Here is a 26,019-nt window from a genome sequence, read left to right on the forward strand (position 1 = left end):
TTAAAGTTTCACTTAACCATAAATAAGCAATAAAAATATATACACATTTCATCAAAATAATAGAACGGAATCGTCATGCTTATAATCGCACAGAGGGTGCCGAAAATTCGGCGTTGAATTTGCTGGATTTTCGGCAAAAGGGGGGATGACATTGCTAGCAGTTTCGACACAGGAAGTCATTGAAGCGATTTTGGGCAGTATAGATGAGGCCATACATGCAGTAGATGAAAATGGGATTACAATATTTTATAATACAGTTGCTGCAAAACATGATGGATCTAAAATTGAAAATGTGCTAGGAAAGCATTTATTAGAAGCATTCCCGTCATTATCCAGAGAAACAAGTACGTTGATGAAAGTATTAGATACAAAAAAACCAATCGTACACCAAGTTCAACATTACCAAAATTTAAATGGGGAAGACGTTTGTACGGTCAATACAACGTTACCTATTTTAATAGATGGAAATATTGCTGGTGCTGTAGAAATTGCGAAAGATTATTCTACTATTCAAAAGCTTACTGATACGATTGTAGATCTACAATCGAAAATAAAACGATCGACTAGCAAAAAAACGGTGAAAAAGCATGTTGCATTCGAGACAATTGTAACTGATGATTCCCGCTTTAAACAGACGAAAGAGTTAGCACAAAAAGTAGCGCCAACCGATGCGAATGTTTTAATATATGGTGAAACTGGAACGGGGAAAGAGCTATTTGTGCAAGCGATTCATGAAGCTTCTAAACGAAAAAATAAGCCGTTTATTGCACAAAACTGTGCAGCTTTGCCAGAGTCGCTATTAGAAAGTTTGCTGTTTGGCACGACAAAAGGTAGTTATACAGGGGCAATCGAACGAGCAGGATTATTTGAACTTGTAGATGGAGGGACATTATTTTTAGATGAACTGAATTCAATGCCGCTTGATTTACAAGCAAAAATGCTACGTGTATTAGAAGATGGAGTTATTCGTCGCATTGGTGATAATAAGACGAGAAAAGTAGATGTTCGCGTTATTACTGCAATGAATCAGCCTCCAGAAGTATGTTTAAGAGAAAATAAAATTCGCACTGATTTATACTATCGATTAAATGTATTTTCATTATATATCCCGCCGCTTCGCGAAAGAACTGAGGATGTACTGTTATTAGCGTCTTACTTTTTGAAAGAATATAATAAAAGTTATAAAAAAGGTGTACTTCAAATTGATAAGGAAGCGAAAGAAAGATTACAAGCTTATCAATGGCCTGGAAATGTTCGTGAGTTAAAGCATACGATTGAACATGCTGTCATTATTACAGAAGGGAATTCGTTAACAGCAAATTGCTTGCCACGAACATTTCGGAAAGAGAAACTTCCGAAGAAGAAAAGTATATTACCGCTTAGGGAAGCTCTTCATCAAACGGAAAAGGAATTAATAGATCAAGCGTTAATTGAAACGGAAGGGAATATTTTGCAAGCAGCAAAAATGTTAGGTATTCCTCGTCAAACGCTTCAATATAAACTGAGCAAGTACGACAAAACCGCCGAATAATCGGCGGTTTTTGTGTGTTTGCACCAATAAAAGAGCGTTTACATATATAACAAGTAATGAATATGATAGTAAATATCGTTTTAGTACAGCACTTAAAAATATTTATTCTCTTATATAATAGGGTATTTCTCGCATTTACTTATCAAGAATATGAAGTTGGCATAATTATTGCTTATATAAAGGATGAGCGTATAAAAAGGGGGAATAGCAATGTTACATGATGTATACAAACCAAATCGTCACTGGAAGGATATTGAATTATGGAAAGATGTTACAGAAGAACAATGGAATGATTGGGTTTGGCAATTAACGAATACGATCAAAACTTTAGATGATTTAAAGAAAGTAATTAACTTAACACCTGACGAAGAAGAAGGCGTTAAAATTTCAACGAAAACGATCCCGTTAAACATTACACCGTACTATGCTTGGCTAATGAATCCTGATGACCCACGCTGTCCGATTCGGATGCAATCAGTACCGATTTCGGAAGAGTTATATAAAACAAAATATGATTTAGAAGATCCTCTTCATGAAGATGAAGATTCACCAGTTCCAGGATTAACTCATCGTTATCCAGACCGTGTACTATTTTTAGTAACGAATCAATGTTCTATGTATTGTCGTTACTGTACACGTCGTCGTTTTAGTGGACAAATTGGAATGGGCGTACCGAAAAAGCAATTAGATGATGCGATTGCTTATATTAGTGAAACACCACAAGTACGTGACGTTTTAATTTCTGGCGGTGATGGACTTCTAATTAATGATAAAATTTTAGAATATGTATTAAAGAATTTACGAGCAATCCCGCATGTTGAGATTATTCGTATCGGAACGAGAGCACCAGTTGTATTCCCACAGCGTATTACAGAAAACCTGTGTAACATAATTAAAAAATACCATCCAGTATGGTTAAATACTCATTTTAACACTTCTATTGAGATTACAGAAGAATCGAAACTAGCATGTGAAATGCTTGCAAATGCAGGTGTTCCAATTGGAAACCAAGCTGTAATTTTAGCTGGAATTAATGACAGCGTTCCAATTATGAAAAAACTTATGCATGATTTAGTGAAAATTCGTGTTCGTCCATATTACATTTATCAATGTGATTTATCAGAAGGTATCGGTCATTTCCGTGCACCAGTTTCGAAAGGTCTTGAAATTATTGAAGGCTTACGTGGACATACGTCTGGTTATGCAGTACCAACTTTCGTTGTCGATGCACCGGGTGGAGGCGGAAAAATTGCGCTTCAGCCAAACTATTTAATTTCACAAAGTGCGGATAAAGTTGTTCTTCGTAACTTTGAAGGGGTTATTACAACGTATCCAGAACCAGAAAACTATATCCCAGGAAGAGCAGAAGGCTACTTTAAAGAAATTTATCCGACTTATGAAGAGAAACGTTCTGATATCGGCGTTGCAGGATTGATGAGTGATAAGAAATTTAATCTTGTTCCAGATGATTTACAACGTATGAATCGCCGCAAAGATTATGAAGTCAATGAAACGCATGCTTCTTTAAAAGATAAACGTGATAAGCGTGATCAATTAAAAGATAAAAAATATCAAGCACAAATAGCAAAGTTAGATGATGACAAAAAAAATGAGGGTGACGTAGTATGAATTGTATGTGGTGTGACAGTACAGAAGCGAAAGAAAGCTTGAATACTGTATATTGGGAATTACCAGATGGTACGAAAGCCATTGAAATCCAAGAGACACCATGTATTACTTGTTCCTCATGTGGAATGGACTATCAAGCAGACCATACTGTAAAAGAAATTGAAGATCAGTTGTTTTTAATTTATACGAAAGATTTGCCAAAACAACTAACATACGAAGAGTTGATGGGAAGACCACGTTTATTAAAAAGGAATTATTTCGACTTTTAACCAGCTTTTATGCTGGTTTTTTTCTTTTTTGCCTTGTATAATGTACCCAAGTTAGAAAGGTAGGGAATATTTTTGAAAAAGACATTTTACCATTATATGATGAAGCACCGTGCAGCTTTATTTAAAAATGAAATATCAGATTTAGCAGAGGCGATGTATGATGATTTAAGTTTTCCGAAGCAATCTGAAGACTATGATGTAATTAGTTCATACTTAGAGTTAAGTGGAATGCTAGAAAGTATGTCTATATTTGATGATGCATGGGATTTATATATACAAGAGAGATAACGATATGAAGTTTTAGGAAAATGAAAGCATAATGAATACATTACTTTGAAAGAAGTGAAGTATTCATTATGCTTTTTTATTTACAATACGTCTTGCTGTTAGAACATAAATAAAAAAGCTAGTTTAAATACTAGCTTTTTTAAGTTATATACAAATTCTACTTTTTTATTGAAAAAATTTATGAATATAAGCTTCTGTGATAAGCGTTTTTATGTAGGTTGCATATACTGTTATCAAAATCACGACGTTTAAAAAAGGAGAGATATTGATGGCAAGGAAAAAACAACCTAAATATAACGTAGGGGACATAGTCGTGATTACGCTATATGGAACCGTTGGGAAAGTTACAAATATGAAAGTTTTAGATGGAGTTTACGTATACGAAGTAAATAATCACGATGGATTTTATGTAGAACAAACTTTGCAGCATGTTACAGAGCAAGAAATGAAAAAGGGCGACACAGAGTGGATTGAATTAAATTATAACTTTACGTTTGGTGATCTCGTGCAAGTAACTGGATATGATAAAGATGTTTTTCGTATTGTTGGTTTTCGTACAGAAGTATGGAGATATAAAAATGATGCATGGGAAGATACTATATATGAATTGTCACGAATTACTGATGGTGAATGGTTAGAAGCTGATGAATCAGATTTAACATTACTTGCCAATGCACAAACGGCAAATGCAATTTTGAAGAAAATGAAACAAGATAAAGCTGGTATGAATAAATTAGATTTAGGAAAATTGAAGTCAATTAACAATTCGAAAAAAGTAAGTGTAAAGACGAATCGCCAAGAAATTATTGATGGGCTATTAGATATTTATAATGATTATCATTTATTATTCGATACATTTAAAGATGAAGAATATAAAATTGTTATGGATGTTGTTCAAAATTATTTAGTTAAATTGACAGAGAAAAAATAGTTAACTAGAAAGAGAGAATAAATTGAACAACAACATATGCAGTATAAGGTATGCCTACAATTATTAAAAAAATAAAAAGCCATTTAATAAGAGAGTCTGCCCATTGATCTTCATGCATGAACTCTTCTTTTGTTTGCTCTACTTCGTATTGGTATTCCATTATTATTTCCCCCTTTGGATAGCTTGTACTAACATCGTATGCCCTTTACCTACATGATATGACTTATAAAAAAAGAAAAACTATTTTTCTAATCTCATATACATAATTTTGAGATTTTTTCATAAAACAGAAATAAAGGAGTGATGCTCATGAAGGAAATTGAAGTCGTAATTGACACGGAAGAGATTGCGGAGTTTTTTTATGAGCGACTAATTGAAAGAGGGTACGTTCCAAAAAGAGAAGAAATTGAGGACCTGGCAGATATTACATTTGAGTATTTATTAGAGAAATGCATGATTGATGAAGTTTTTGATGAAGAGGAAGATTGAAAGTAACGGCGGGCTTAACTCGTCGTTTTTTACTCTTTACAAACTTGTCACAAATATAGACAAGAATTGTTGGTATAATTAAAAGAAAATTTTATACAAGAGGTGAAGGGATGTTCAAAAAAATTATTGATTCTTTATTAGGAAAGAAAAAACATCGTTCGTATTCAAGTAGTGATTATCGTCATAGAGGGCGCTCGTATTCAAGTAGCGATAATAAACGACGTTCATCTGGTTATGGGCATCAGCATTATAAAAGAAAACGTAAAAGCCGTAGCTTCTTTTCAAGTAGCTGATGAAATGGCGTCGTATACTAGCTTTATTTGATAGACCACTGCGAAAAAATACAATCGTTGCAGAGCGTTATAAGATTGAATCAGTAATTGGAATGGGCAGTTATGGGGTTACATATGTCGTTAATGATTTACAGATAAATAAATATAAAGTCTTAAAACAATTAAGGAAAAGTAAACAAAGATATGAGTCTGGTAGAAAATCATTTGAGCAAGAGAAAGTGATTTTACAAACATTAAATCATGCGTCAATTCCTAATCTACATGATCATTTCATATGGGAGAAAAAGAACTTTTTTGTGATGGAGTATATGCCGGGGGAAAATTTCGAAGATCATATTTTCTTAGATGGGCAAGTATATGATGAACGTGAAGTTTTTGAAATTTTATATGAAGTACTAGGAATTGTTTCGTATTTTCATAGTAAAGGTATCATTCACCGAGATTTACGTATTCCAAACATATTAATGAAAGAAAATCAGATTAGTATTATTGATTTTGGATTGGCTAAATTGAAAGGTGAGGGTGATGAGCGAGCTATAACTTATGAAGGTGAACAAGCTTTGATGCGAGAAGTTCACTTTCGTAGCGACTTTTATGCGCTCGGTCATTTCGTATTATTTTTATTGTATGCTAGTTATCAATCGACTGAAAAAAAGGAAAAACCTTGGTATGAAGAGTTAGTGCTGGAAGAATATAATCGCGACATACTGATGCGAATGTTACAAATGAAAGCGCCATACTATGAAAATGTACAAGATTTGAAAAAAGATGTAGCTTACGCTTTAGAAAGGATGGAGACCCCATGTTTCAAAAGTTTTTAGCAAGTGTTGGTATTGGTAGTGCAAAAGTAGATACCGTTCTTGAAAGAGATGAGTATACAGTTGGAGAAGAGATAGTAGGGAAGGTTCATATAACTGGAGGTTCAGTTAGCCAAGAAATTGAAAGCATTTACTTAACGTTGTCGACGTCATATGTAAGAGAAGTGGATGATAAAAAAGTAACTGCATCGTATGATTTAGAGCGAGTTCGTTTAACAGATCCATTTTCTGTAGAGCCAAATGAAAAAGTGGAAATTCCATTTTCGTTTTTAATGCCAATTGAAGCACCACTAACACTTGGAATGAAAACGGTTTGGGTTCATACAGGTCTTGATATTAAACGTAGTATTGATCCAAGTGACCGTGATTATATTCAAGTATTGCCGAATGCGCTATTGAACAGTGTATTAAATAGTGTAAATCAATTAGGTTTTAAAGCGCGTCATATAGAATGCGAAGAATTACCGTATCGATTACGTAAGCAAGTTCCATTCGCGCAAGAATTTGAGTTTATTCCAGTTTCCGGAGAGTATTATGGGAAATTAGATGAATTAGAATTATTAATTTTGCCAAGTGCCCACGATCGATTAGAAATTATTATGGAAGTAGATAGAAAATCACGTGGATTGGCTGGTTTATTCGCAGAAGCGCTTGATCTTGATGAGAAGGTTATTCGCTTTACAGTAACAAGCGAAGATATTCCAACGATGCAGCAAAAAATTAACAATAATATTTTTTAATAAACTATGCATAAAAAAGAAATGGAGAGGAAAACTAAAACAACCGCTCCATTTTTTTGCATAGTGAGGTTATGTATGTGAAACGATACCGACATTTATACTTGTTAAGTTGTACACTACTCATTTGTTTTGTCGCACTATCACTTTCGTATCATACCGCTTGTATTGAAAAATTTGATAATGTAGTCGCACACTTTATTCAAAGTTTCCGAAACGAGTATTTGACAACCTATTTTACTTGGGTGTCCTTTATCGGTTCAAAAAGAATATATTTCCCGTTACTCATTATACTTGTAATGTATTTTCTTCTTAGAAAAAAAATATTAAGTGCATTACTTCTAACAATTAATTATTACGGATCACGTTATTTGAACAGTATGCTCAAACTATGGTATGAACGAGCACGACCTGATGTGACGCAGCTTGTTACAGCAACTGGATATAGCTTTCCGAGCGGTCATACGATGAATGCTACTGCTTTTTTAGGATTTATTGCATACGTCACAATTACAGAAGATCGTATTTCATTGCATAAAAAGTTGCTGATTATTTTTATAGCAAGCTTCGTTGTATTATCTATTTCAGTTAGCCGAATTTATCTTGGCGTACACTATCCATCTGACATATTAGCCGGATGGGCAGCGGGCGGTAGCTGGCTCGTTTTATGTATTATATTTCATAAGGCGTTCATTAAAAAAGAACCTATGTCATAATAGGTTCTTTTTGCATGGGCTCCACATGAATATGAGCATGGTAAATTCCGAATTTTTTTCGAAGCATATCTTCAATATTGTCAGTAATACAATGGCTTTCGCTAACATCCATTCGAGCATCTACTTCAATTGTAATATCCACATACGTTTGGTTCCCATACATACGAGCACGAATATCTACAATATGTTCTACACCTGAAATATGCCCTATAGCATCAGCGTATTCATCCATTTTTTCAGGATCAATTCCATCCGTTAGCATATGAGAAGCTTCTACGAAAATTTCCCACGCGGTCTTACAAATAATAAGACCGACAAGTAAAGCAGCAATAGGGTCCAAAATAGGCATTTGGAACTGTGCTCCGACTATACCTACTACTGTACCAATACTTACAAGAGCATCTGATAAATTATCTTTTGCAGCAGCCTCTAATGATTTACTTTTTGTTCGCATTGCAATCTTTTTCGTATACTTGTATACACCGTACATAACGACAGCAGAAAATAAAGCCACCCATGCAGCAAGTACATTAGGTGCTGCTTGTTTCGGATTGAAAAACGATTGAATTGCACTAATAACAACTTCTAATCCGACCGTTGCCATAATAAAGGAAGCAACAAGTGATGCGATTTGTTCTGCACGCGAATGCCCATATGGATGATCTGGGTCACGAGGCTTACGAGAAATTTTCAGGCCAATTAATATTGCTAAAGAAGCACCAATATCCGTTAAGTTATTCAAACCGTCAGCACGTAATGCGCTAGAGAGGGTAATATAACTGATGATGATTTTCATAGAGGATAAAAATATGTAGGCTATAATGCTGACAATAGCACCTTTATCAGCTTCTTTATGAGAAAGAGAATCCATTTTAATCACTCGCCTTTCTACAAGGAATTTCTTTCTATACATAGAGTATCAAACGAAACTCGTGTGGGTCTATACAAACATTGTTGACGTTTTATAGCTTTTTAAGAAGGGGATAACAAAGTTTCGTTAAGGAAAAATATGTTGAAAAGTACAAAGTGGAAATTTATTAAACAATTAATGATGATTATGGCAAATGGAAAGAGGGCGAGAATAATGATTCTCAAAATTTTTTTCATATATATTTTTCGCAAAATGACTCTTTGTAATTCCTCATGTGAGTAATATATAAGAAATGATAACAAAATTCTTCAATAAGAAGAGGAGAAAGCATTATAATATTCACTTTCCAGAAAGAGACAAAGGCAAAGAACAATTTGAAAACGAAAAAAACCTCTGATGATTTTTCAGAGGTTTTTCGTTTCTTAGTATGCTTCTAAAAACTCAGTAACTTGCTCTTCCGTTTTTGCATTTGCACTATGTAAGTGACCTAACTTTTCGCCATTTTGATATACAAGTAGGCTTGGAATACCCATTACTTGATACTCTTCAGCAATACTTGGGAACTCATCTTTATTAATAGAATACCATTCAAATTTATTGAACTCTTCCATTACATCTCCGATAAAGTTGTCCATACGCACGCAATCTGGGCACCATGTAGTAAAGAACTTAACAACTACTGGCTCCTCGCTTGCGATGATGTCTTTGAATTCCTTGTCAGACTTGATTTCTCTCATGTTTTGTTGCTCCTTTTTCACTTATAATATTTTGGGTTATTTAGGCGGTGTTTTTGCCTAGAAACGAAAACTTCTAACAAAAGTTTTTCTTTCCGAATAATTCGTTTGCAAATTGATCCACCGCAGTTTCCTGAAGTCCTGGTACAACATGTGAGTAGGTGTCCAAGGTGATACCTACTTTTTTATGCCCCAATCGTTCACTCACAATCTTCGGATGTATACCTTGCTTTAACATAATCCTCAGATCATGGAACCGAATATCGGGAACCTCACTTTTCTTTATAAGCTTTTTCCAGAGCTGTGTCAAACTTCTGAAACGGCAGACCAAATCGTAGTCATTATAGCTTTCATCATATTGCTCTTTTTCCTCAGAGATTTTTTGCAGATGGTCATTTAGTGCCATTAAAGTAATGTCAGGTAAAATCAGCAATCTCTTTCCATTGTAGACCTAAGATTTCACCTTTACGCATTCCACATGTAATAGCAAGAAGATAAGCGATATAATAACGGTTTTCTTTTGCATGTTCTAAAAAACGAAGAACTTCTTCATCGGTTAAAAAGCTAGGGTGTTAACGCTGATTTAGTGGAGAGAGCTCATTATATCACTCTTTCGGAGGAGGTGAGTTAGGATGCGGAAATGGTTAAAGAAACTATTTTCGAAAAAACGCCCACCCTGCATTGTTCGTGAGGAACAATGCAGGGTGGGCTAAACTGATAGGATCTGTGAAAATTGTGCCCAAATTATGCATGGAAAAGGTATTGAAAGAGATGAATAGTACTCTTTACATCTTATTCCATATATAACAAAGCTGGTTAGCTTCTGATTCAAGCGCTATTAAATGATCATTATTAATAGAGTTATTCGTATACATTCTGTTCTTTTGGATGTTAAGAACCGTATAATTCACATCGTTATGTTCATTTGAAAATGTCGATTCGTTTAATAATGTCAGCGTTGAGTTGATGTTGTATTTATCAATTCGCTCTTTTTTTCCTTTGAAAAACAGTTTGATAAGATGCGGCTCATCATTAATGAGCAAACCGAGTTCAGGTGATGAGCGGACGATTAAATCATCTGATATCCAATGTGATTTACCTGGATCGAGCCAAGAGACGTCTTTGTTTTTAATAAATTTTTTGTACTGTTTTATGACATCAATATAGTTTTGCTTTTTCTTCTGATCAACCGTTTGCACTAATGTTTCGAAACATTCAAAAGGTAGTTCGTTTTGATGAAATTTAATAACAGTATCTCGTAATTGTTTCCAGTAATCAAAAGCTGGTTGGTATTCCGGTTGAGATTTTAGATTTTTTACAAAGTTTGCTTTAGCTGCACTACTTTTCAGTGTGAAGTCTAAAAATTGTGTAAGTCCTACTTTAATTTCTGCCATATTACACCCCCTTTTCAAACATTACTAATTCGATAATGGAAAGGAGAATCCTGCATTTTTTAAGGAGGTGAGCTAGATGCTAGAAAACCCGATGTCCATGCACAATGGCTACGGCAAAGCTGATCCGCAAGAACAAGAGGGAATTATTACAACTTCTATCGATATCGAAGAGTTACAAGATGTCATAAGTCGAGCGGTAGTGATTTTGCAGGAGTGTCCAGAAGATGCTGAACTTGATGATTTAAATGGGAGCATTAATGAAGCGTTGGAATTGTTACAAAAGTATTTGGGGCAATAAAAAAGGACGAGCAGTCGTACCTGCTGTCCTTTATAGAAGGAAAATTATTCTGGACTAGAACTACGAATAACCAGAAAACGCGCTTTTAACCAGTGTTGTCAAATATGTAATAATCTATGCAACATAAAAGCTTAGTCGGAATTCAAAACACCAAAATGGCTTGCGTTGGTAAACAGGCTCAAAAGTAGTATATGCAAAATGAAAAATTCCATACAAAAAGCAGACAACAATTTTGGTTGTCTGCCTGTGAGTTGAATGAGTTAGCTAATTGTGATAAATTGCTTTCCCATTACAAGAAGAGTGAAGCTGCTAGTTCAAACAGCTTGTAGGTAGTATTTTCGATATCTAAAAAAATATACAGAGAAAGCAGATAGGTGAAGAACCTGCCTGCTTACTACTGTAACAAAAGAAAGAAGTACTAGCCGTGGATACCACGGCTTGAAAATAGTATGTATTTTTATTTAAAAAATATTCAAGGGGTGAAGAAACATGGAGTGTTTGATAAATGGTGTCTATGAAATAGATAATGATTTTTTTGGTCCAATAAACTTTGCTAATGTTGTAGCTGTTTCATCCATAATTCAATTGAGTGCAGGGGATTTAGTCGAAATTTTTGCACAAAGTAGCGTAGCTGGAGTTATTAGTAATGTAGAAGATAGTACGCATTTTGAAGCTGCAAGATTCCCGTCTCCAAAAGTATAAGTGGTATGAAACCTTGTAAGTAATTTAATATCAGGACATTCCAAAATTTATACTCATCCTGTACAAGAACGGATAATTTATTTGTAGTGCATGAAGTATTTTAACGGTGTACAAGCTGTTTTGAAAGTGCTGGATAAATGAACTATGTACTGTTAAATAGTGTCTGATGATTGTAAACGAAACAGTCGAAGAAGAGTAGCGGTGTATGCAAAAAGAAATGCATGATGTTTAGGTAAAGAAAGCTTACTAGTTAGGGGATGTTACCGATTTAGTTTATGAAAAAAGGCCCTGTTGTCTCCAACAGGGCCTTTCCTAAAATGGCAAAGAGTAACTCTTACCTTACTCCTTGTCCATAGGATACACAAAGATTATACGTTTGTACAGGTCAATAATTTACAATAATAATATTTGAATATAATGCTTACAGGTAATTCTGAAGGATGAAAAAGTATTTGTTATAGAGTAAGTGTTGATTTTAAAGTGTTTTTAAGAGAATGTTTACAACTCAACGATAATAAAGGAATATTGAAATAATAAAATATGAAATATTGCATATCTCACTTAACAATATAATCTATTCAATAATAAAAAAATCGTACAGAGGAGTTTTTTCTGAAAATCCGAGTTGATGAAACTAGATAATTTGTATTACTGATTTAACCAGAATATTACATGAGTGCTTTGTTTTTAAAAGTTATACTTTCTCTTCGCTCTGCCTTATGGTGGAGCATTTTTATTTTTGTAATCGCAATAACCTGTCCAAACTTTCCAAGTCTAGCATACATATTATGCAGTAGTAGATTAGAAAGGAGCACTATATATGTCTTGTTATTACTACTGTAAGAATTGTGAGAGTTACCAAAAGAAAAATCATGATTGCTGTAAAAAAAGAAGTGATTATTATAATAAGTGCGGTAAAAGATGTGATGACTGTTCTTGCGATCATAAGGAGAATAACCTTGTAAGAGCATCTGCTTTTAGAGCTGTAAATACAGTTAATCAAAACCTTCCAGCTAATACTTTTGTTAAAGTATTATTTCAAAATGAACAATTTGATTTAGCGAACGAATATAACCCAGCAACATCAGATTTTACTCCGAAGACTAGAGGAGTTTATTCCGTAATTGGGACGATTGGTTTCTTTCCGAACGATACAAATTTAAATTATAGAGCGCGTGTAGAAGTTCGAGTGAATGGAAATGCGGCAATTGCTATAGATAACGACTTTTTTGGTCCAATAAATTTCGGTAATGTCGTAAGTGTTTCAACAATACTTCAATTACATGCAGGTGATATTGTCGAGATTTTTGCACAAAGTAGTATAGATGGGGTTATTAGTAGTACAGAAGACGGTTCTCATTTTGAGGCTGCAAGATTCCCATCTCCAATAAAATAAAAGCCATGTTTGTGATTTATGGACTATTTTTTTGAAAAAGGCTCTACCTTATGGTAGGGCCTTTTAGTTAAAGGTGTTAAATTGGTAATATATTAAAATAAGTTCATAAACACTTGATAAGCAACACCTAGAGTTAATACGATAGCTAACAGTTTTGCTACCCATCTCGGTGCATTTAAATTTAGTAAAAGGGAATGACATATACTAAATGTAATGCCGAGTGTTAAAAGAATTGCGATAAGATATAAAATTAATAGGAATAAAGGTTGCTCTATGGAGCCGAAGTCAATTTTGGATGGATTCATGTAATATGTACCTCGTTTTTTATTAATATATTAATGAAATAATGAAGAATACAAGGAATTGGAAGAGTAATGTAATAAATACTATAAAAGTAAATTTGAAGTTATGGATGGAGTAGATAAAATAATCTTTGAACGACTATTCAAAGCCAACATTTGTTTAAGTTTAATATACAAGAACGAACGTTCTTGGTATACTGGAAAATAAAAAAGGTGCGTTTACATGACAAATTTTGGTGATATAATTGAAAAACTAGATGAAATGATTTACAAACCTAATAATCTATTAATTACTAAACGAAAAGAAGAAAAGCAAAATTCAGAATATGCAGGAGGGGTATTCCAGCTAAATAATAGAAGCATCCGATTTAGGGTATCAAAAATTACGCCTAATAAGATTGGACAATTTGTTTCTTTTTGGGAGAAGAATGCCTCTATGAGCAATCAGGCATTTTCTTATGATTCAGCTCCTAACCTTTTAGTTATCACTTGTATAGCGGATAATAAACTAGGACAATTTATTTTTCCAAAAGAGATTCTTCTAAAAGAAAAAATATTAAAAACTCAAAATCAAAAAGGGAAAATGGCTATGAGGGTTTACCCTATTTGGGATAAACCTATTAGTAATCAAGCTAAGAAGAGTCAATTGTGGCAACTTCATTATTTTGTCGATTTAAGTGATACTGAAAATGTAGCTACAGATAAATTATTAAACTTATATTCATAGCACATAATAAGAAAGAATTGAAATATTCAATGTTCGTTCAGATGATATTTGGAAATATTAACAGGGTAAGCCGTTAAGTAAAGAATAAAAAAGGAGCATACAAATAAAGTATGCTCAAAAAAAGATAGGTTTTATGAGTGGAGAATCTCCATACGATAATATATGCGCATTTCATTAATATGTGTAAAATATCAATAAAATATCAACAGAATATCAATTAATGAGTTATTTTAGTTTTTTAATGAAGTCATGTTTTGTGAAATGAAAAAGAGCCGTTTCTTTTGAAAGATGCGGCTCTTTTTATTATTTTGTTATCGTACTGTTCGAAATGATAAATCATAAAATTATACGATTAACAATTTGATAATGATCGGACTTCAGTTATATATTTCTTGAAGTCTGGATATTGAGATACAGTTTGGCAGGTAGGGGTGAGTAGTTGATTAATTAAAGATACATTTGTAATTACTTCGTTACAAGGACCATAGAATGTAACTTTTAGCTTTGAATTCGGGGGAACTTTGAATACGATAGGGATTTTTTTCATTAAATAAACTCCTTACATAACAGAGGTTATATGTTTATTTCCTTTTAATTAGGAAGACATATTAATATAATATGTAATTTTTATTGTAGTTGATTATTACATATACTGTATGAGTTGATGTAATTTCTATTACGTATCAAAATAGTGTTGTGAAAAAATATATATCATGTTTATAAAAAGCTTAAAAACAGACTAATATGAGGGAATAAGCGTTAATTAACTTGTCTCTATATAATAAATTGTAAAAAGGCAGCTTTTTTTAGCTGCCTTTTTAAAGGGAGATTGAAAAATCTTGGAGGTCATTCATGAGTATAAGCAAAAATTGCTTATATTTAGTATGTACATTATTTATAGTTTTATCTCAATATTTAGTATGAAATAAACGCAAGTTTATCGTTTACAAATGAAAAAAAGAAGGACTTATTTATTATGGATAAAAAGAAATTATTTAGTTTTAAAAAATGATGAAAATATATTTATTTGTCTTATAGAAGCTTGCTATTAGGCGTATGGGTCTAGCAATAAAACAAGCTTTGAATAAGATAATAAAAAGGAGTTGATTAGTAATGGGTTATATTGTAGATATTTCGAAATGGAATGGAAATATTAATTGGGATATTGCAGCGTCTCAGCTAGATTTAGTTATTGCTAGAGTTCAAGATGGTTCGAATACGGTCGATTTTATGTATCAAGGTTATGTGAAAGAAATGAAGAAACGTAGTATCCCATTTGGGAATTATGCATTTTGCCGTTTTATATCTATTTCAGATGCAAAAAAAGAAGCGCAAAATTTTTGGAATCGTGGCGATAAAAACGCTAAATTTTGGGTGGCAGATGTAGAAGTTCAAACAATGGTAGATATGCAAGGCGGGACTCAAGCATTTATTGATGAATTACGCCGATTAGGTGCAAAAAAAATTGGTTTATATGTAGGACATCACACGTATGTATCATTTGGAGCTCGCAATATTGATGCTGATTTTATTTGGATTCCTCGTTATGGAGGGAATAAACCAGCATATCCTTGTGATATTTGGCAATATACTGATTCAGGAAATGTTCCTGGTATTGGAAAATGTGATTTGAATCAATTAATTGGGAATAAAAATCTTTCTTGGTTTATAGGTTCAAATCAAACAAATCAATCTAGTATTGGAGACAGTAAGCAACCAAATGGAATTGGTATTGCAGTTTCAAAATATGATGATGGATACGGAATTAATTTATATGAAAATCCTGCGAATCCGCAATTTATAGGAAGACTTACGAAAAAAATCCCATATTTAATCTATAAAGGTTATTGGGGAGGTGGCGAAAAAGATATGATTTGTTTAGGTGGTGAACAACAGTGGGCTAAGTTAGAACATTTTAATGTACAATGGTTTTATGCATATTCAAAGTACACACCTGGATATGAAATTAGAACGTACGATGGGCCAAACGGGAATGATACAGGTGCGGTCGATGGGAAGGTCCCTTATCGTATTTGGAATCGTCAAGATGGATATATAGATATAGGTGGGAACAAATGGATCAAAGAAGAACATGTGCAGATTAAATAAAAAAGTCGGCTTTATTCCGGCTTTTTTATTTAATAAAGCTTGTCTCTGGCATGAAGAGAAATACTTGCAGAAAACACATTGATTTCACAATAGCGCTGTATAGTTCCTAATATACATTTATCAAAGTGAGGTATTTGAATTGAAAAAGAAAAAGCTATTTATGGGAACTATTATTGCATGTGTGGCGCTAACATTGTCTGCGTGTGGTTCCTCAGAAAATGTTGCAACATCAAAAGTAGGAAACGTGACAGAGAAAGAGTTAAGTAAAGAATTAAGGCAAACATATGGAAAAAGTACTTTATCTCAAATGATGTTAAATAAGGCATTGCTAGATAAATATAAAGTTTCAGATGAAGAAGCTAAAAAACAAGTAGAAGCAGCGAAGGAACAAATGGGTGACAAGTTTAAAGTTGCTTTAGAGCAAGTAGGGTTAAAGAATGAAGATGAATTAAAAGAGAGAATGAAGCCAGAAATTGCACTTGAGAAAGCGATTAGAGCGACTGTCACAGATAAAGATGTGAAAGATAACCATAAACCTGAAATGAAGGTAAGTCACATTTTAGTGAAAGATGAAAAAACTGCGAAAGAAGTAAAAGAGAAAATAAATAATGGTGAAGATTTTACTGCTTTAGCGAAACAGTATTCGGAAGATACTGGTTCAAAGGAACAGGGCGGAGAAATAGCTGGTTTTGCTCCTGGTCAAACTGTGAAAGAGTTTGAGGAAGCTGCGTATAAATTAGATGCAGGACAAGTAAGTGAGCCAATAAAAACATCTTATGGTTATCATATAATAAAAGTGACGGATAAAAAAGAATTGAAACCATTTGATGAAGTAAAAGATACGATTCGAAAAGATTTAGAACAACAAAGACTGCAAGATGCGACAGGTAAATGGAAACAACAAGTAATCAATGATCTATTGAAAGAAGCAGATATTAAAGTAACAGATAAAGAATTTAAAGATACATTTAAATTCTTAGATGAGAAATAAGGTTTAGAAGAAAAACAGAGATTTAGCATAATGCTATATTTCTGTTTTTTTGTTTTCAATAGAAAAGGGAACTCATATAGAGTTCCCTTTTCGCGTTAGTGTGTGAGTTATAAATAGATAGTAAGACAATACAATATTACATTTAAATATTAAGAATTACAATAGGAAAATTTGGATGTAGATAAAAGGAATAAGCAATTAAATTCGTAAAATATTGAAATGATAATGTTTTAGTTAATTAATTTTGTTAAATATAAACTAAATATATTTTCGTGGAGAGTGAATTGAGGACATAATTTAAAGAATGGTACATATCATATTTATTGGAGTATAAATTAACTTTATAGGAAGTGACATGTTGAACATTTAGTACAAAAGGATGTTCTTAATGATGATAAGAATTATTTATCCCGCTATTTGTGGGAGTCTTACTGCTCGTAAAAGCCCGATTGGTGAAGGCTAATAATCAGTGGATGATGGACAAAACCCCCACTGATTATTAGCCTTCACTTTATTAAAATAGGATGAATATTTTTATATTTACTAGATTATTAAATTAATTTGGGGGAGAATATATGAAAGTTATTTTTAAGAGAGAAGGCGGAGGGAAAATTTTTGAATTATCTAATGAAAATATAAGCGTTCTATTAGCTGTATTAAAAGAAACAAAAGGGATAAAGATTGGGATGGTTGAGTATGAAGTATTAGAATATAAACTGGAATATTATCGGAATCCGAAAAAAACAGAAACAGAAAGAGAATTACATATTATAATGCAACCCAAGCATATTCAATAAAGAAAGTGAAAAATTGATGAGTGTGAATCTTACTGCCTACAAATAGCAGGATAAATGGTAGTAATTGTCGATATGTATGAAACTTATGAGGAATGAATTGTTTTACATCATAAGTTTCTAAAGCTTTGTGAGTTCGTTCATAATAAAAGTGTATGCTTTTGTTGAAGGATGGTTAATGAGATATAGCTGAAATTTGTATTCCAGAAAGAACGTTAGTTAGGATAGAAAAGTAAAATTAGAAATATAATTAGTTCAATAAAAGCGACTTCACATTAGGTGGAGTCGCTTTTATTGTTGCTACACGTATTCTATGATGCGATAGGAAGTGCAAAGAAATTTGATTAATAAAAGGGAGTAATAAATGAGTATGAATAAACTTCATATATTAAAGTTGCATTTTGTTTGAAAAATTTACATGTTGCACTTCCGTAAGAACGTTCGTTCGTGTATAATTAGAACGAATGTTCTTTCGGAGTGGAGATTTCTACAAATTCATAAATAGTTTTGAATTGGAAAGCTACGCTACATATAAATAAGAGATGGATAAAGTGTATTTAGAAGTGAAATTAGTGAGGTATCATGGTCACAGTTTCGAACCATGTTGGAATATAAAGCAAAATGATACGGCAAACAAGTCATTGTCGTATCGAAAACATTTGCTTCAAGCCAATTATGTTCTTGTTGTAGATATCAAAACAAAGACGTTAAAAATCTAAACCTACGTAAATGGGACTGCCCTTCTTGTAGTACACATCATGATAGGGATATTAACGCAAGTATCAATCTAAAGAATGAAGCGATAAGGCTTCTAACCGCAAGGACTGCGGAGATAGCCTAATAAAGTAGAGTTCGATAGAACTCTTTACTTAGGAATCCCCCACTTCTAAACGAAGTGAAAGTGGGGTAGTTCAAGAATGGATAGATATAGAAAATTGAGGAGTAAAGAAAATGAATTATGTAAAGATACAGGAAAAAGGAAGAGAGTGGGTTCCGTTTACAGTAATGTCGGAACAATTATTAAGTATGAAAAAAATTATTGGAGAGAAATTAAAAGTCCAAAGACCGCTAATAACAAATGAAGCGAAAGACAGCATTTCAGACAAATTATTAACTTCATTATTGTCTGAAGAAGAGATGTTAGTGACATATTTTGAAGAAGGATACATACTTACGAGTTATATGACAGTGGTTCATATAAATCCAATTCAACAAATTGTAAAATGTACAGATGCATTTTATAAAACATATATATTTTCTGCAATGGACATAATTGATGTAACCTAAAAGAAGCTGAATTTTGAAGTTTAGCTTCTTTAATTTATCTAGCTATTTACGGACAGGCAGATTCACACCTCAAAATTCGGCTGTGAGTCAGGCTACCTGTTAAAACCTAATTTTTTGAAGAGGTGAAGAGCTAAATGAAAAAGCAGCTAGCTGCAAGCTAGCTGCTTAGCCCCAGGGAAAGGGAGAAAAAGATTGGCACTCAAAAAATCAATGATAGCTGTGTATCAGCCTGAGTATAGTATAGACAAATTTTAAAATGTTATACAAAAATGATTACAGATCTGGTTAGGCCGTACCAACTTGGTTTTGATCTGCTAGATCAGAATCAAATGTATTAGTCGCGCTAACCCCACTAAAAGTGTTCACTACGAAACCAACGTTAGATGCGCCAGAGCCGTTATAAGCTTTCGTATTCTCTTTTGGAGAAACATTGTAGAAATCACCTAAGTTGAAAGATCCGTTACTATTTTGTACAACTAAATTCCCAACAACTGAGGGCATAATTTTCACCTACTTTATAAGTAATTGTTTGCATTACTATATGAAGGTATAGTCTAATTGGTTCATTTGACAAATATTCCGGAATAGAAAAATGTTTGAAGCTTTGTTTAATCAATCGAGCAAAAAGTATGTTAAAATTAATGAAGAGCTGAATTTTAAAAAGAATAAATTTGAATAATTAATATATATGGAATTAAAGGAGGCAAAATGTAATGGATAATGTTATAAAAACAGTGGATTTAACAGATGCAGAATCAAGTAAACTTGTTGCTTATATTTATAGTAATGATGTCACATTGATCGAAAAAGCATTTTGTCCTAATGAAATAAAATTAAAGTTTAATGAAATAGCAATTTTATCGGCAATTAAAACCGCATATATTACGAAAGTATCTATAAGGAAAGAACTTGAAGCGATTTTTCACGATACAGGCGTTTTATTAGTAAAGCAAAATGTTGAAAGGAATAGTATTCAATCTATAACAATGCATTTTGAGCAATTTAAAAAGTTGCAAAATGAGATTGAGAATTTAAATAAAAGTATGTTATAAGACTAGGTGGAAATTTATTGATAGAGGTGGGCTCTGTTAAGTTGAAAAAGTGGATTGAAAAGTATTTGGATAAATCGAACCGTAAACATAAATATACTTTCATTAAGGTGTAACCTATATTTATCGATGTGAGAAATGTAGGGAATAGAAGATACAATTTAAAAATAATAACGATACAAACAAAAAGAGTAACTATGATGGTTACTCTTTTTGTTTGTAATATGTAATATCAAAAATACTTCTAAAGTATGAAATGAATTGATACTTAAGTGAGAAGTTGAATAAGAATAAAAAGAGTAATATTAATGGAAAGGAGGAGATGAAGTTGGAGCGAAACGACATTGGGAAACTTGTAATTATTACTGGAGTAACGCAAGGGTTAGGACGTGCAATGGTTGATAGGTTTCATGAATTGGGGTGGAACATAGCAGGGTGTGGACGCTCAAAAAATAAAATTGAAGAGCTTAATAAATATTACGGTGCTTCACATGATTTTCAAATAATTGATGTTTCAAATCATCACCAAGTTAGTAAATGGGCAAGTCGTATTCTTAATAAGTATAGGGCTCCCGATATGTTAATAAATAATGCATCGATTGTTAATCAAAATGCACCTCTATGGAAAGTTACCGCACAAGAATTTGAAAGTGTAATGAGTGTAAATGTGAACGGGGTAGTAAATGTCATTAGGGCGTTCGTCCCGGCGATGATAGCTAGGAAAGAAGGAATTATTATTAACATGAGCTCTAGTTGGGGAAGAGAAGGCGAGGCTGAACTTGCGCCATATTGTGCCTCGAAGTTTGCTGTTGAAGGTATCACGCAGTCAATGGCAATGGAACTACCAAATGGTATGGCAGTAGTTGCTTTAGATCCAGGTGGCAGTATTAGCACTCCAATGCTTCACTTATGTGCACCTCAATATCTAAAAGAATCTCCTACACCTGAAATGTGGTCACATAAAGCAATTCATTATATATTAAATATATCAATAGATAAAAACGGTGAGTCATTGACATGTCCGGCATACATTCATTGAGAAACTCCTTGTCAAAAAGAGCGCCAGAAAGGTGCTCTTTTGTATTATTAGTACATTATGTGATGCACAAAATTACATATGAAAAATAGAATAATGAATTAAAGGTGATATTTGTTTATTTCGAATGTACTAGAAAATTTTAATATAGGTGATGGAAAATGAACCTACGCGATTTAGAATTGACAGGGGCATGGTTTCAAGTTGGAGGAAATCTTATAGCGGCAATTGGAACAACTAGAGGGTTTGCAGGAGAAGAAAAGATTGAGTCGGATCTCGTTATTGTAGGGAGTTCATTACAAGCTCTCGGATATATATTACAAATTATAGCAACTAATGATGCGAAAGATGAAGATAAATGTGAGAAGCAAGAGGTAACTATAGATAATAAAAATAAAGCGCTAGCGAAAACGGGGATTGAGTTATTAGCTTTAGGTAATATTTCAAATGTAATAGGAACGTATTTTAATCTCAATGAACAAATGAAAGAAAATGATTTCCTTATAATTACTGGAAATAGTTTGCAATCAATTGGCGCTTTTTTAGGAGTAGAAGTAGCATTGAATGAGATAAATGGAATACAGTGGATTATCGTATTAGGGAATTCAATGCAAAGTTTAGGTGCGGGATTACAAGCATATGAAGGTATTAAAAATATACCAAAAGAAGAAAAGGGAAAAGAAGACAGTAATATAGATAAAGAAGATCAACGTATAATAGGGCTAATAGGTATTTGGATACAGGCAATAGGTACTGTAATTTCAGCAATTGGATTAACCGAAATAGTAGAGGAACAACGATTGGAAACTAAGAAAAGGTGATGAAATACTCATTTCAATGAAGTTTGGAGTATTTCAATTTTAGAAGTAGGACAAGATGGATGTGTTAATTGTTTTTGTAGGCTTTTTCATATAGGCGTAGAATATACATATAAATGAACAGGTGAAAATAACTTGTTAACGTTAGTGAGAGGCTTCTCATTTAGTTATACTATTATATGTGATTTTTGTAATGATGAGTTCTTATATACGCTTTTAGAAATAACATGATTTCATAGGTTTAATAGTGTAGGAGATGGATGGGGAAGAATCGAAAAATAAACATTAAGGAGTTTTTCAGACATGATGTACTTATTAGCAATTTTACTTCCGCCGGTAGCTGTTTTATTTTGCGGAAAGCCGTTTCAAGCGATTATTAATTTCATTTTAACCTTAATTTTTTGGGTTCCAGGCGCGATACACGCAGTTCTTGTCGTACATGATAAAAAAGCCGACAGGCGACTTAAAAAACAAGTTCAAGCGTATGATGAAATTAATAAAAGAAATAGAAGGTAAATTGCGATTGACATACAAAAAAGAAAGGGGATTTGATTCGCCTTTCTTTTTTGTATGCCAATCAAGTTTAAATTTTAGTATAGCGGTAAGAATTTTTAATATAAGTATTATGATAATAACTTTTAGAGTGTGCGTTTAATAAACCGGTGTAAATGCTTTCTGGCACATTAAAGAAATCATACATACCATTCTTTAGTTGAATACGTAAAATCATAGAAAAAGGATTATAGCCAACAGCAACTAATTTTTTTGAAATAACGGGAGATAGCTTCATCATTACGCAACTCCTTATTTTTCATTTTAGATGGTTTCTTGTAGAGAAGGGGATTGTCGTGTTGAAATCCTAATAATTAAAGGAGTATTATACTTATATGCAATATATTAAATGTTTGTTATACGTAATTATAAGGAAGTTCACACGAAGTACATATCGTTGTGCTATTTTTATTTCACCTTTGATTTATAAATAAGAAAATATTGACCATTTGAAAAAAAGGTATATTATTTATACGAGGTATTAAAAATTCACTTCTTACATTCTATGCTTTAAGGGGCAGTATTATTAGAAAAAATAGAAGTGAAAATAGTTTGTATAAGAAGTATTCTAAAATGTATAATCTGTGAATTGGGAAAATATTGAATGATCCAGGTCAATATACTTTCTTGATTAAATGTATTTGGGAAAGTGACCTCAATATTTTCAAGTAAATCAACGGGAGAATTGAAAGGCAGGAGAAAGTAACATGTCAGAAAATTATCGTTCTCGAGAGGAGCGACGACAAGTTCAAAAGAAAAAACAGCCAGCTTCTAAAAAAACAAAACCAAAAGGTAAAACATCGTTTTTTCGTAAATTTTTAATCAGTTGTTTACTACTTGGTATTGTAGGATTAGTGGCAGGGGTTGCTACCTTTTTCGTAATGATTAAGGATGCACCAAAACTTGAGAAAGCAAAACTTGTTAATCCGTTATCCTCAAAAATTTATGATAAAGACGGGAATTTGGTATATGAATATGGGAAAGAAAAGCGGACGAATGTTACGTATGATCAAATCCCTAAATTGGTAGAAAATGCATTTTTAGCAACAGAAGATTCGCGTTTTTATGAGCATAGCGGAGTAGATTTTAAAGGTACTGCTCGTGCAGTTTTAGTTAGTCTTAAGGGAGATTATGGCTCTCAAGGTGGTAGTACGATAACGCAGCAAGTTATTAAAAACTACTTCTTATCGATGGAAAAAACGTCAAAACGTAAAGTTCAGGAAATATATTTAGCCTATAAGCTAGAACAACAGTATTCAAAACATGAAATTTTAGAGATGTATTTAAATAAAATTAATTTAGGTAATCGTTCATATGGAATCGCAACAGCAGCACAAAACTACTACGGTAAAGAATTGAAAGATTTAACATTACCAGAAGTTGCGATGCTTGCCGGTTTACCAAAAGCACCGAATAACTATGACCCAACGAAAAAAGAAAATGTTCAAAGGGCAACAGAAAGAAGAAATACTGTACTAGGGTTAATGAATCGACATGGTTATATTACAAAGGCAGAAATGGAAGAAGCATCGAAAGTACCAGTGGATAAAAATATTAAGAGTGCAGCTGAACTACAAGCGATGCCACATACTGCATTTATGGATGCAGTTGTGAAAGAAGTAGAAAAAGAAATACCAGATGTTAATATTGGATCTGACGGTTTAGAAATTTATACAACTTTGGATCCAAAAGCGCAAGATTTTGCTGATCAGCTTTTAAATGCAAATATTATTAATTATCCAAACGATAAGTTCCAAGGGGCTTTCACATTTATGGATACAAAAACTGGTGAAGTTCGTGCTATAGGTAGTGGTCGTGGTGAAAATAAAGCAGTATTTAAAGGGCATAATATGGCGATTGAATTAGATCGTGCAGCTGGTTCAACTATGAAGCCAATCTTTGATTATGCACCGGCTATTGAATATTTAAAATGGGCTACGTATCATCAAATCGATGACTCTCCATTTAAGTATTCAACTGGCCAAGAAGTGAGAAATGCAGATAGAAGTCATTTAGGGCCAATCTCAATGCGTGAAGCACTAACAAAGTCACGTAATATCCCAGCTATTAAAACAGCTAAAGAGGTAGGTATTAGTAAATCGAAAGAGTTCTCTGAGAAATTAGGTATTACATTTAATGTAGCACCGACAGAATCAACAGCGATCGGTACAAATGAAGCGTCACCAACTGAAATTGCAGGTGCTTATGCGGCATTTGGGAATGACGGTAAGTATACGAAGCCGCATTTTGTTAAGAAAGTAGTTTATCCAGACGGCAAGTCACAAAGTTTTGGACAAAAACCAAAACCAGTTATGGCGGATTCTACAGCATATATGATTACTGATATGCTTCGTTCTGTAGTTACATCAGGTACTGGTACATCGGCAAATGTGGCCTCTTTAGATGTAGCTGGTAAAACAGGTACAACTAACTATTCTTCAAAACAACTAGCACAATATGGAATTCCAGAAAGTGCAACTCGTGATAGTTGGTTTGCAGGATATACACCGCAATATACGATGGCAGTATGGACTGGATATACGAAAGATGGTAAAGACGAGTATATTAGTAGTAAAAATACGAAAATTGCACAGTTGATCTTTAAAGAAATGATGAGAAAGATGGCTACAGATAAATCACGCTTTAAAATGCCAAGTAGTGTTATTCAAGAAGGTAGTGAGTTACGTATAAAAGGTGAAAAACGTGATTCATCTCCAAATACGAGCGTACCGGATACAACGGAACAACCAAAACAAGACCAACAGCAAAAAACTGAAGAAGAGAAAAAGCAAGAAGAATTAAAGAAACAGGAAGAACTTAAGAAACAAGAAGAGCAAAAGAAACAAGATGAACTTAAGAAACAAGAAGAGCTAAAGAAGCAAGAAGAGCAAAAGAAACAGGATGAATTAAATAAGAAAAATGAACAAAATAATGGAAATGGCCAAGGAAATACAACACCACCGAACAATGGTGGAGGCCAAGGAAATACAACACCACCGAACGATGGTGGAGGCCAAGGAAATACAACACCACCGAACAATGGTGGAGGCCAAGGGAATACAACGCCACCGAACAACGGTGGGGATCAAGGAAATACTACCCCACCGACTAACGGTGGAGGAGGCCAAGGGAATACAACTCCAACGCCACCAGCAACAACGCCACCAACTACTGGCGGGAACACAGGAGAAGTCCCTGCCAATAATGGACAATAAGTAATGTATATAAAAGCACCAAAGGTACCGATAAAACGGTTCC

General features: G+C 33.4%; 32 protein-coding genes and 2 pseudogenes. 24 read left to right on the forward strand and 10 right to left on the reverse strand.

Going from position 1 to position 26,019, the window contains the following annotated elements; all coding sequences use genetic code 11:
- Positions 1-145: 145 nt before the first annotated feature.
- The 5 genes from rocR to MHH59_RS11175 all read left to right on the forward strand — a co-directional run bounded on the left by rocR (position 146) and on the right by MHH59_RS11175 (position 4,648).
- Complete coding sequence (gene rocR / locus MHH59_RS11155) at positions 146-1,531, forward strand: arginine utilization transcriptional regulator RocR (RefSeq protein WP_003189045.1); 1,386 nt, start codon at positions 146-148, stop codon at positions 1,529-1,531.
- Positions 1,532-1,741: 210 nt separating this feature from the next.
- Positions 1,742-3,160 carry a lysine 2,3-aminomutase gene (gene ablA, locus MHH59_RS11160; RefSeq protein ID WP_002012651.1) on the forward strand — a complete coding sequence of 473 codons (1,419 nt, stop codon included), beginning with the start codon at positions 1,742-1,744 and terminating at the stop codon, positions 3,158-3,160.
- Positions 3,157-3,429, forward strand: coding sequence for a YokU family protein (locus tag MHH59_RS11165; protein WP_002085797.1), 273 nt, complete (start codon positions 3,157-3,159; stop codon positions 3,427-3,429). The genes ablA and MHH59_RS11165 overlap by 4 nt, the downstream gene beginning before the upstream one ends.
- Before the next feature lie 72 nt (positions 3,430-3,501).
- The gene (locus tag MHH59_RS11170) at positions 3,502-3,717 is read left to right on the forward strand and encodes a YozE family protein (RefSeq protein WP_002085796.1); all 216 of its coding nucleotides are present in this window, start codon (positions 3,502-3,504) and stop codon (positions 3,715-3,717) included.
- Positions 3,718-3,985: 268 nt separating this feature from the next.
- Positions 3,986-4,648, forward strand: a complete 663-nt coding sequence (locus MHH59_RS11175; RefSeq protein WP_002012647.1) for a hypothetical protein — start codon at positions 3,986-3,988, stop codon at positions 4,646-4,648.
- A gap of 4 nt (positions 4,649-4,652) precedes the next feature.
- On the opposite strand, the gene MHH59_RS11180 is transcribed toward MHH59_RS11175, so the two are convergent.
- Positions 4,653-4,808 (reverse strand): DUF3930 family protein, encoded by a 156-nt coding sequence (locus tag MHH59_RS11180; RefSeq protein ID WP_002018281.1) that lies wholly within the window; start codon positions 4,806-4,808, stop codon positions 4,653-4,655.
- A gap of 149 nt (positions 4,809-4,957) precedes the next feature.
- On the opposite strand from MHH59_RS11180, the gene MHH59_RS11185 reads away from it, so the two are divergent.
- The 5 genes from MHH59_RS11185 to MHH59_RS11205 all read left to right on the forward strand — a co-directional run bounded on the left by MHH59_RS11185 (position 4,958) and on the right by MHH59_RS11205 (position 7,701).
- Positions 4,958-5,137, forward strand: coding sequence for a YozD family protein (locus MHH59_RS11185; RefSeq protein ID WP_002012644.1), 180 nt, complete (start codon positions 4,958-4,960; stop codon positions 5,135-5,137).
- A gap of 110 nt (positions 5,138-5,247) precedes the next feature.
- Positions 5,248-5,430 (forward strand): hypothetical protein, encoded by a 183-nt coding sequence (locus MHH59_RS11190; RefSeq protein WP_002141661.1) that lies wholly within the window; start codon positions 5,248-5,250, stop codon positions 5,428-5,430.
- Entirely contained in the window at positions 5,430-6,251 is an 822-nt protein-coding gene (locus MHH59_RS11195; RefSeq protein ID WP_340851214.1) for a serine/threonine protein kinase, read from the forward strand. The genes MHH59_RS11190 and MHH59_RS11195 overlap by 1 nt, the downstream gene beginning before the upstream one ends.
- Positions 6,233-6,988: a sporulation protein gene (locus MHH59_RS11200; RefSeq protein WP_002127254.1), complete on the forward strand. Its 756-nt coding sequence runs from the start codon at positions 6,233-6,235 to the stop codon at positions 6,986-6,988. The genes MHH59_RS11195 and MHH59_RS11200 overlap by 19 nt, the downstream gene beginning before the upstream one ends.
- Before the next feature lie 77 nt (positions 6,989-7,065).
- A complete protein-coding gene (locus MHH59_RS11205) occupies positions 7,066-7,701 on the forward strand; it encodes a phosphatase PAP2 family protein (protein WP_002127255.1) in 636 nt (211 codons plus the stop codon).
- Here the strand turns inward: MHH59_RS11205 and MHH59_RS11210 are convergent.
- The 5 genes from MHH59_RS11210 to MHH59_RS11230 form a co-directional block, all read right to left on the reverse strand.
- Positions 7,691-8,572: a cation diffusion facilitator family transporter gene (locus MHH59_RS11210; RefSeq protein ID WP_002085782.1), complete on the reverse strand. Its 882-nt coding sequence runs from the start codon at positions 8,570-8,572 to the stop codon at positions 7,691-7,693. The genes MHH59_RS11205 and MHH59_RS11210 overlap by 11 nt on opposite strands.
- Positions 8,573-8,994: 422 nt before the next feature.
- Positions 8,995-9,309, reverse strand: coding sequence for a thioredoxin family protein (locus tag MHH59_RS11215; RefSeq protein WP_001206934.1), 315 nt, complete (start codon positions 9,307-9,309; stop codon positions 8,995-8,997).
- A 73-nt stretch (positions 9,310-9,382) separates the two neighbouring features.
- Positions 9,383-9,739, reverse strand: a complete 357-nt coding sequence (locus MHH59_RS11220; protein ID WP_215561101.1) for a tyrosine-type recombinase/integrase — start codon at positions 9,737-9,739, stop codon at positions 9,383-9,385.
- Complete coding sequence (locus MHH59_RS11225; RefSeq protein WP_324287142.1) at positions 9,723-9,809, reverse strand: hypothetical protein; 87 nt, start codon at positions 9,807-9,809, stop codon at positions 9,723-9,725. The genes MHH59_RS11220 and MHH59_RS11225 overlap by 17 nt, the downstream gene beginning before the upstream one ends.
- A gap of 282 nt (positions 9,810-10,091) precedes the next feature.
- Positions 10,092-10,700, reverse strand: a complete 609-nt coding sequence (locus tag MHH59_RS11230; protein WP_340851216.1) for a hypothetical protein — start codon at positions 10,698-10,700, stop codon at positions 10,092-10,094.
- 76 nt (positions 10,701-10,776) lie between these two features.
- Here MHH59_RS11230 and MHH59_RS11235 point away from each other — a divergent pair, with 76 nt between their 5' ends.
- The 3 genes and pseudogenes from MHH59_RS11235 (at position 10,777) to MHH59_RS11245 (ending at position 13,096) form a co-directional block, all read left to right on the forward strand.
- The gene (locus tag MHH59_RS11235) at positions 10,777-10,998 is read left to right on the forward strand and encodes a hypothetical protein (protein WP_340851217.1); all 222 of its coding nucleotides are present in this window, start codon (positions 10,777-10,779) and stop codon (positions 10,996-10,998) included.
- Between the two features lie 516 nt (positions 10,999-11,514).
- Positions 11,515-11,700 (forward strand): annotated as a pseudogene (locus tag MHH59_RS11240) (hypothetical protein); the annotation flags it as partial.
- An 820-nt stretch (positions 11,701-12,520) separates the two neighbouring features.
- Positions 12,521-13,096, forward strand: a complete 576-nt coding sequence (locus tag MHH59_RS11245; protein ID WP_002127263.1) for a C1q-like domain-containing protein — start codon at positions 12,521-12,523, stop codon at positions 13,094-13,096.
- A 92-nt stretch (positions 13,097-13,188) separates the two neighbouring features.
- Here MHH59_RS11245 and MHH59_RS11250 read toward each other — a convergent pair whose 3' ends face one another.
- A complete protein-coding gene (locus MHH59_RS11250; protein WP_002012629.1) occupies positions 13,189-13,401 on the reverse strand; it encodes a hypothetical protein in 213 nt (70 codons plus the stop codon).
- Between the two features lie 220 nt (positions 13,402-13,621).
- On the opposite strand from MHH59_RS11250, the gene MHH59_RS11255 reads away from it, so the two are divergent.
- Complete coding sequence (locus MHH59_RS11255; RefSeq protein ID WP_340851218.1) at positions 13,622-14,125, forward strand: MepB family protein; 504 nt, start codon at positions 13,622-13,624, stop codon at positions 14,123-14,125.
- Between the two features lie 352 nt (positions 14,126-14,477).
- Here MHH59_RS11255 and MHH59_RS11260 read toward each other — a convergent pair whose 3' ends face one another.
- Positions 14,478-14,672, reverse strand: coding sequence for a hypothetical protein (locus MHH59_RS11260; RefSeq protein ID WP_002085768.1), 195 nt, complete (start codon positions 14,670-14,672; stop codon positions 14,478-14,480).
- A 566-nt stretch (positions 14,673-15,238) separates the two neighbouring features.
- Between MHH59_RS11260 and MHH59_RS11265 the strand changes: the two genes are divergently transcribed.
- From MHH59_RS11265 to MHH59_RS11285, 5 genes and pseudogenes are all read left to right on the forward strand, one after another.
- Positions 15,239-16,234 (forward strand): glycoside hydrolase family 25 protein, encoded by a 996-nt coding sequence (locus tag MHH59_RS11265; protein ID WP_002127267.1) that lies wholly within the window; start codon positions 15,239-15,241, stop codon positions 16,232-16,234.
- 139 nt (positions 16,235-16,373) lie between these two features.
- Entirely contained in the window at positions 16,374-17,225 is an 852-nt protein-coding gene (locus MHH59_RS11270; RefSeq protein ID WP_002031835.1) for a peptidylprolyl isomerase PrsA, read from the forward strand.
- A 575-nt stretch (positions 17,226-17,800) separates the two neighbouring features.
- Entirely contained in the window at positions 17,801-18,022 is a 222-nt protein-coding gene (locus MHH59_RS11275) for a hypothetical protein (protein ID WP_002185922.1), read from the forward strand.
- Positions 18,023-18,587: 565 nt separating this feature from the next.
- Positions 18,588-18,860: pseudogene (locus MHH59_RS11280) on the forward strand (zinc ribbon domain-containing protein); the annotation flags it as partial.
- A 110-nt stretch (positions 18,861-18,970) separates the two neighbouring features.
- Positions 18,971-19,306, forward strand: a complete 336-nt coding sequence (locus MHH59_RS11285; RefSeq protein ID WP_002085766.1) for a YolD-like family protein — start codon at positions 18,971-18,973, stop codon at positions 19,304-19,306.
- 285 nt (positions 19,307-19,591) lie between these two features.
- Here MHH59_RS11285 and gerPF read toward each other — a convergent pair whose 3' ends face one another.
- The gene (gene gerPF, locus MHH59_RS11290; protein WP_001141569.1) at positions 19,592-19,807 is read right to left on the reverse strand and encodes a spore germination protein GerPF; all 216 of its coding nucleotides are present in this window, start codon (positions 19,805-19,807) and stop codon (positions 19,592-19,594) included.
- Between the two features lie 212 nt (positions 19,808-20,019).
- Here gerPF and MHH59_RS11295 point away from each other — a divergent pair, with 212 nt between their 5' ends.
- The 4 genes from MHH59_RS11295 to MHH59_RS11310 all read left to right on the forward strand — a co-directional run bounded on the left by MHH59_RS11295 (position 20,020) and on the right by MHH59_RS11310 (position 22,725).
- The gene (locus MHH59_RS11295; protein WP_002127270.1) at positions 20,020-20,358 is read left to right on the forward strand and encodes a hypothetical protein; all 339 of its coding nucleotides are present in this window, start codon (positions 20,020-20,022) and stop codon (positions 20,356-20,358) included.
- A 325-nt stretch (positions 20,359-20,683) separates the two neighbouring features.
- Positions 20,684-21,394: an SDR family oxidoreductase gene (locus tag MHH59_RS11300; protein ID WP_098632262.1), complete on the forward strand. Its 711-nt coding sequence runs from the start codon at positions 20,684-20,686 to the stop codon at positions 21,392-21,394.
- A gap of 158 nt (positions 21,395-21,552) precedes the next feature.
- Positions 21,553-22,212, forward strand: a complete 660-nt coding sequence (locus MHH59_RS11305; RefSeq protein WP_002185920.1) for a DUF6944 family repetitive protein — start codon at positions 21,553-21,555, stop codon at positions 22,210-22,212.
- A gap of 300 nt (positions 22,213-22,512) precedes the next feature.
- Positions 22,513-22,725 (forward strand): YqaE/Pmp3 family membrane protein, encoded by a 213-nt coding sequence (locus tag MHH59_RS11310; protein ID WP_002085763.1) that lies wholly within the window; start codon positions 22,513-22,515, stop codon positions 22,723-22,725.
- Positions 22,726-22,792: 67 nt separating this feature from the next.
- On the opposite strand, the gene MHH59_RS11315 is transcribed toward MHH59_RS11310, so the two are convergent.
- Positions 22,793-23,002, reverse strand: coding sequence for a KTSC domain-containing protein (locus MHH59_RS11315; protein WP_002085762.1), 210 nt, complete (start codon positions 23,000-23,002; stop codon positions 22,793-22,795).
- Positions 23,003-23,468: 466 nt separating this feature from the next.
- On the opposite strand from MHH59_RS11315, the gene MHH59_RS11320 reads away from it, so the two are divergent.
- Positions 23,469-25,976 (forward strand): transglycosylase domain-containing protein, encoded by a 2,508-nt coding sequence (locus tag MHH59_RS11320; protein ID WP_098632263.1) that lies wholly within the window; start codon positions 23,469-23,471, stop codon positions 25,974-25,976.
- Positions 25,977-26,019 lie beyond the last annotated feature (43 nt).

The organism is Bacillus sp. FSL E2-0195 (genome assembly GCF_038003645.1).
GTDB classification, from domain to species: Bacteria; Bacillota; Bacilli; order Bacillales; family Bacillaceae_G; genus Bacillus_A; species Bacillus_A mycoides.

Bases quoted from the DNA above. Each gene is read 5' to 3' on its own strand.
- rocR (WP_003189045.1), top strand. From the start codon at position 146: ATGACATTGCTAGCAGTTTCGACACAGGAAGTCATTGAAGCGATTTTG.
- ablA (WP_002012651.1), top strand. From the start codon at position 1,742: ATGTTACATGATGTATACAAACCAAATCGTCACTGGAAGGATATTGAA.
- MHH59_RS11165 (WP_002085797.1), top strand. From the start codon at position 3,157: ATGAATTGTATGTGGTGTGACAGTACAGAAGCGAAAGAAAGCTTGAAT.
- MHH59_RS11175 (WP_002012647.1), top strand. From the start codon at position 3,986: ATGGCAAGGAAAAAACAACCTAAATATAACGTAGGGGACATAGTCGTG.
- MHH59_RS11180 (WP_002018281.1), bottom strand. From the start codon at position 4,808: ATGGAATACCAATACGAAGTAGAGCAAACAAAAGAAGAGTTCATGCAT.
- MHH59_RS11185 (WP_002012644.1), top strand. From the start codon at position 4,958: ATGAAGGAAATTGAAGTCGTAATTGACACGGAAGAGATTGCGGAGTTT.
- MHH59_RS11190 (WP_002141661.1), top strand. From the start codon at position 5,248: ATGTTCAAAAAAATTATTGATTCTTTATTAGGAAAGAAAAAACATCGT.
- MHH59_RS11195 (WP_340851214.1), top strand. From the start codon at position 5,430: ATGAAATGGCGTCGTATACTAGCTTTATTTGATAGACCACTGCGAAAA.
- MHH59_RS11200 (WP_002127254.1), top strand. From the start codon at position 6,233: ATGTTTCAAAAGTTTTTAGCAAGTGTTGGTATTGGTAGTGCAAAAGTA.
- MHH59_RS11210 (WP_002085782.1), bottom strand. From the start codon at position 8,572: ATGGATTCTCTTTCTCATAAAGAAGCTGATAAAGGTGCTATTGTCAGC.
- MHH59_RS11215 (WP_001206934.1), bottom strand. From the start codon at position 9,309: ATGAGAGAAATCAAGTCTGACAAGGAATTCAAAGACATCATCGCAAGC.
- MHH59_RS11230 (WP_340851216.1), bottom strand. From the start codon at position 10,700: ATGGCAGAAATTAAAGTAGGACTTACACAATTTTTAGACTTCACACTG.
- MHH59_RS11235 (WP_340851217.1), top strand. From the start codon at position 10,777: ATGCTAGAAAACCCGATGTCCATGCACAATGGCTACGGCAAAGCTGAT.
- MHH59_RS11245 (WP_002127263.1), top strand. From the start codon at position 12,521: ATGTCTTGTTATTACTACTGTAAGAATTGTGAGAGTTACCAAAAGAAA.
- MHH59_RS11250 (WP_002012629.1), bottom strand. From the start codon at position 13,401: ATGAATCCATCCAAAATTGACTTCGGCTCCATAGAGCAACCTTTATTC.
- MHH59_RS11255 (WP_340851218.1), top strand. From the start codon at position 13,622: ATGACAAATTTTGGTGATATAATTGAAAAACTAGATGAAATGATTTAC.
- MHH59_RS11260 (WP_002085768.1), bottom strand. From the start codon at position 14,672: ATGAAAAAAATCCCTATCGTATTCAAAGTTCCCCCGAATTCAAAGCTA.
- MHH59_RS11265 (WP_002127267.1), top strand. From the start codon at position 15,239: ATGGGTTATATTGTAGATATTTCGAAATGGAATGGAAATATTAATTGG.
- MHH59_RS11275 (WP_002185922.1), top strand. From the start codon at position 17,801: ATGAAAGTTATTTTTAAGAGAGAAGGCGGAGGGAAAATTTTTGAATTA.
- MHH59_RS11285 (WP_002085766.1), top strand. From the start codon at position 18,971: ATGAATTATGTAAAGATACAGGAAAAAGGAAGAGAGTGGGTTCCGTTT.
- gerPF (WP_001141569.1), bottom strand. From the start codon at position 19,807: ATGCCCTCAGTTGTTGGGAATTTAGTTGTACAAAATAGTAACGGATCT.
- MHH59_RS11295 (WP_002127270.1), top strand. From the start codon at position 20,020: ATGGATAATGTTATAAAAACAGTGGATTTAACAGATGCAGAATCAAGT.
- MHH59_RS11305 (WP_002185920.1), top strand. From the start codon at position 21,553: ATGAACCTACGCGATTTAGAATTGACAGGGGCATGGTTTCAAGTTGGA.
- MHH59_RS11310 (WP_002085763.1), top strand. From the start codon at position 22,513: ATGATGTACTTATTAGCAATTTTACTTCCGCCGGTAGCTGTTTTATTT.
- MHH59_RS11315 (WP_002085762.1), bottom strand. From the start codon at position 23,002: ATGATGAAGCTATCTCCCGTTATTTCAAAAAAATTAGTTGCTGTTGGC.
- MHH59_RS11320 (WP_098632263.1), top strand. From the start codon at position 23,469: ATGTCAGAAAATTATCGTTCTCGAGAGGAGCGACGACAAGTTCAAAAG.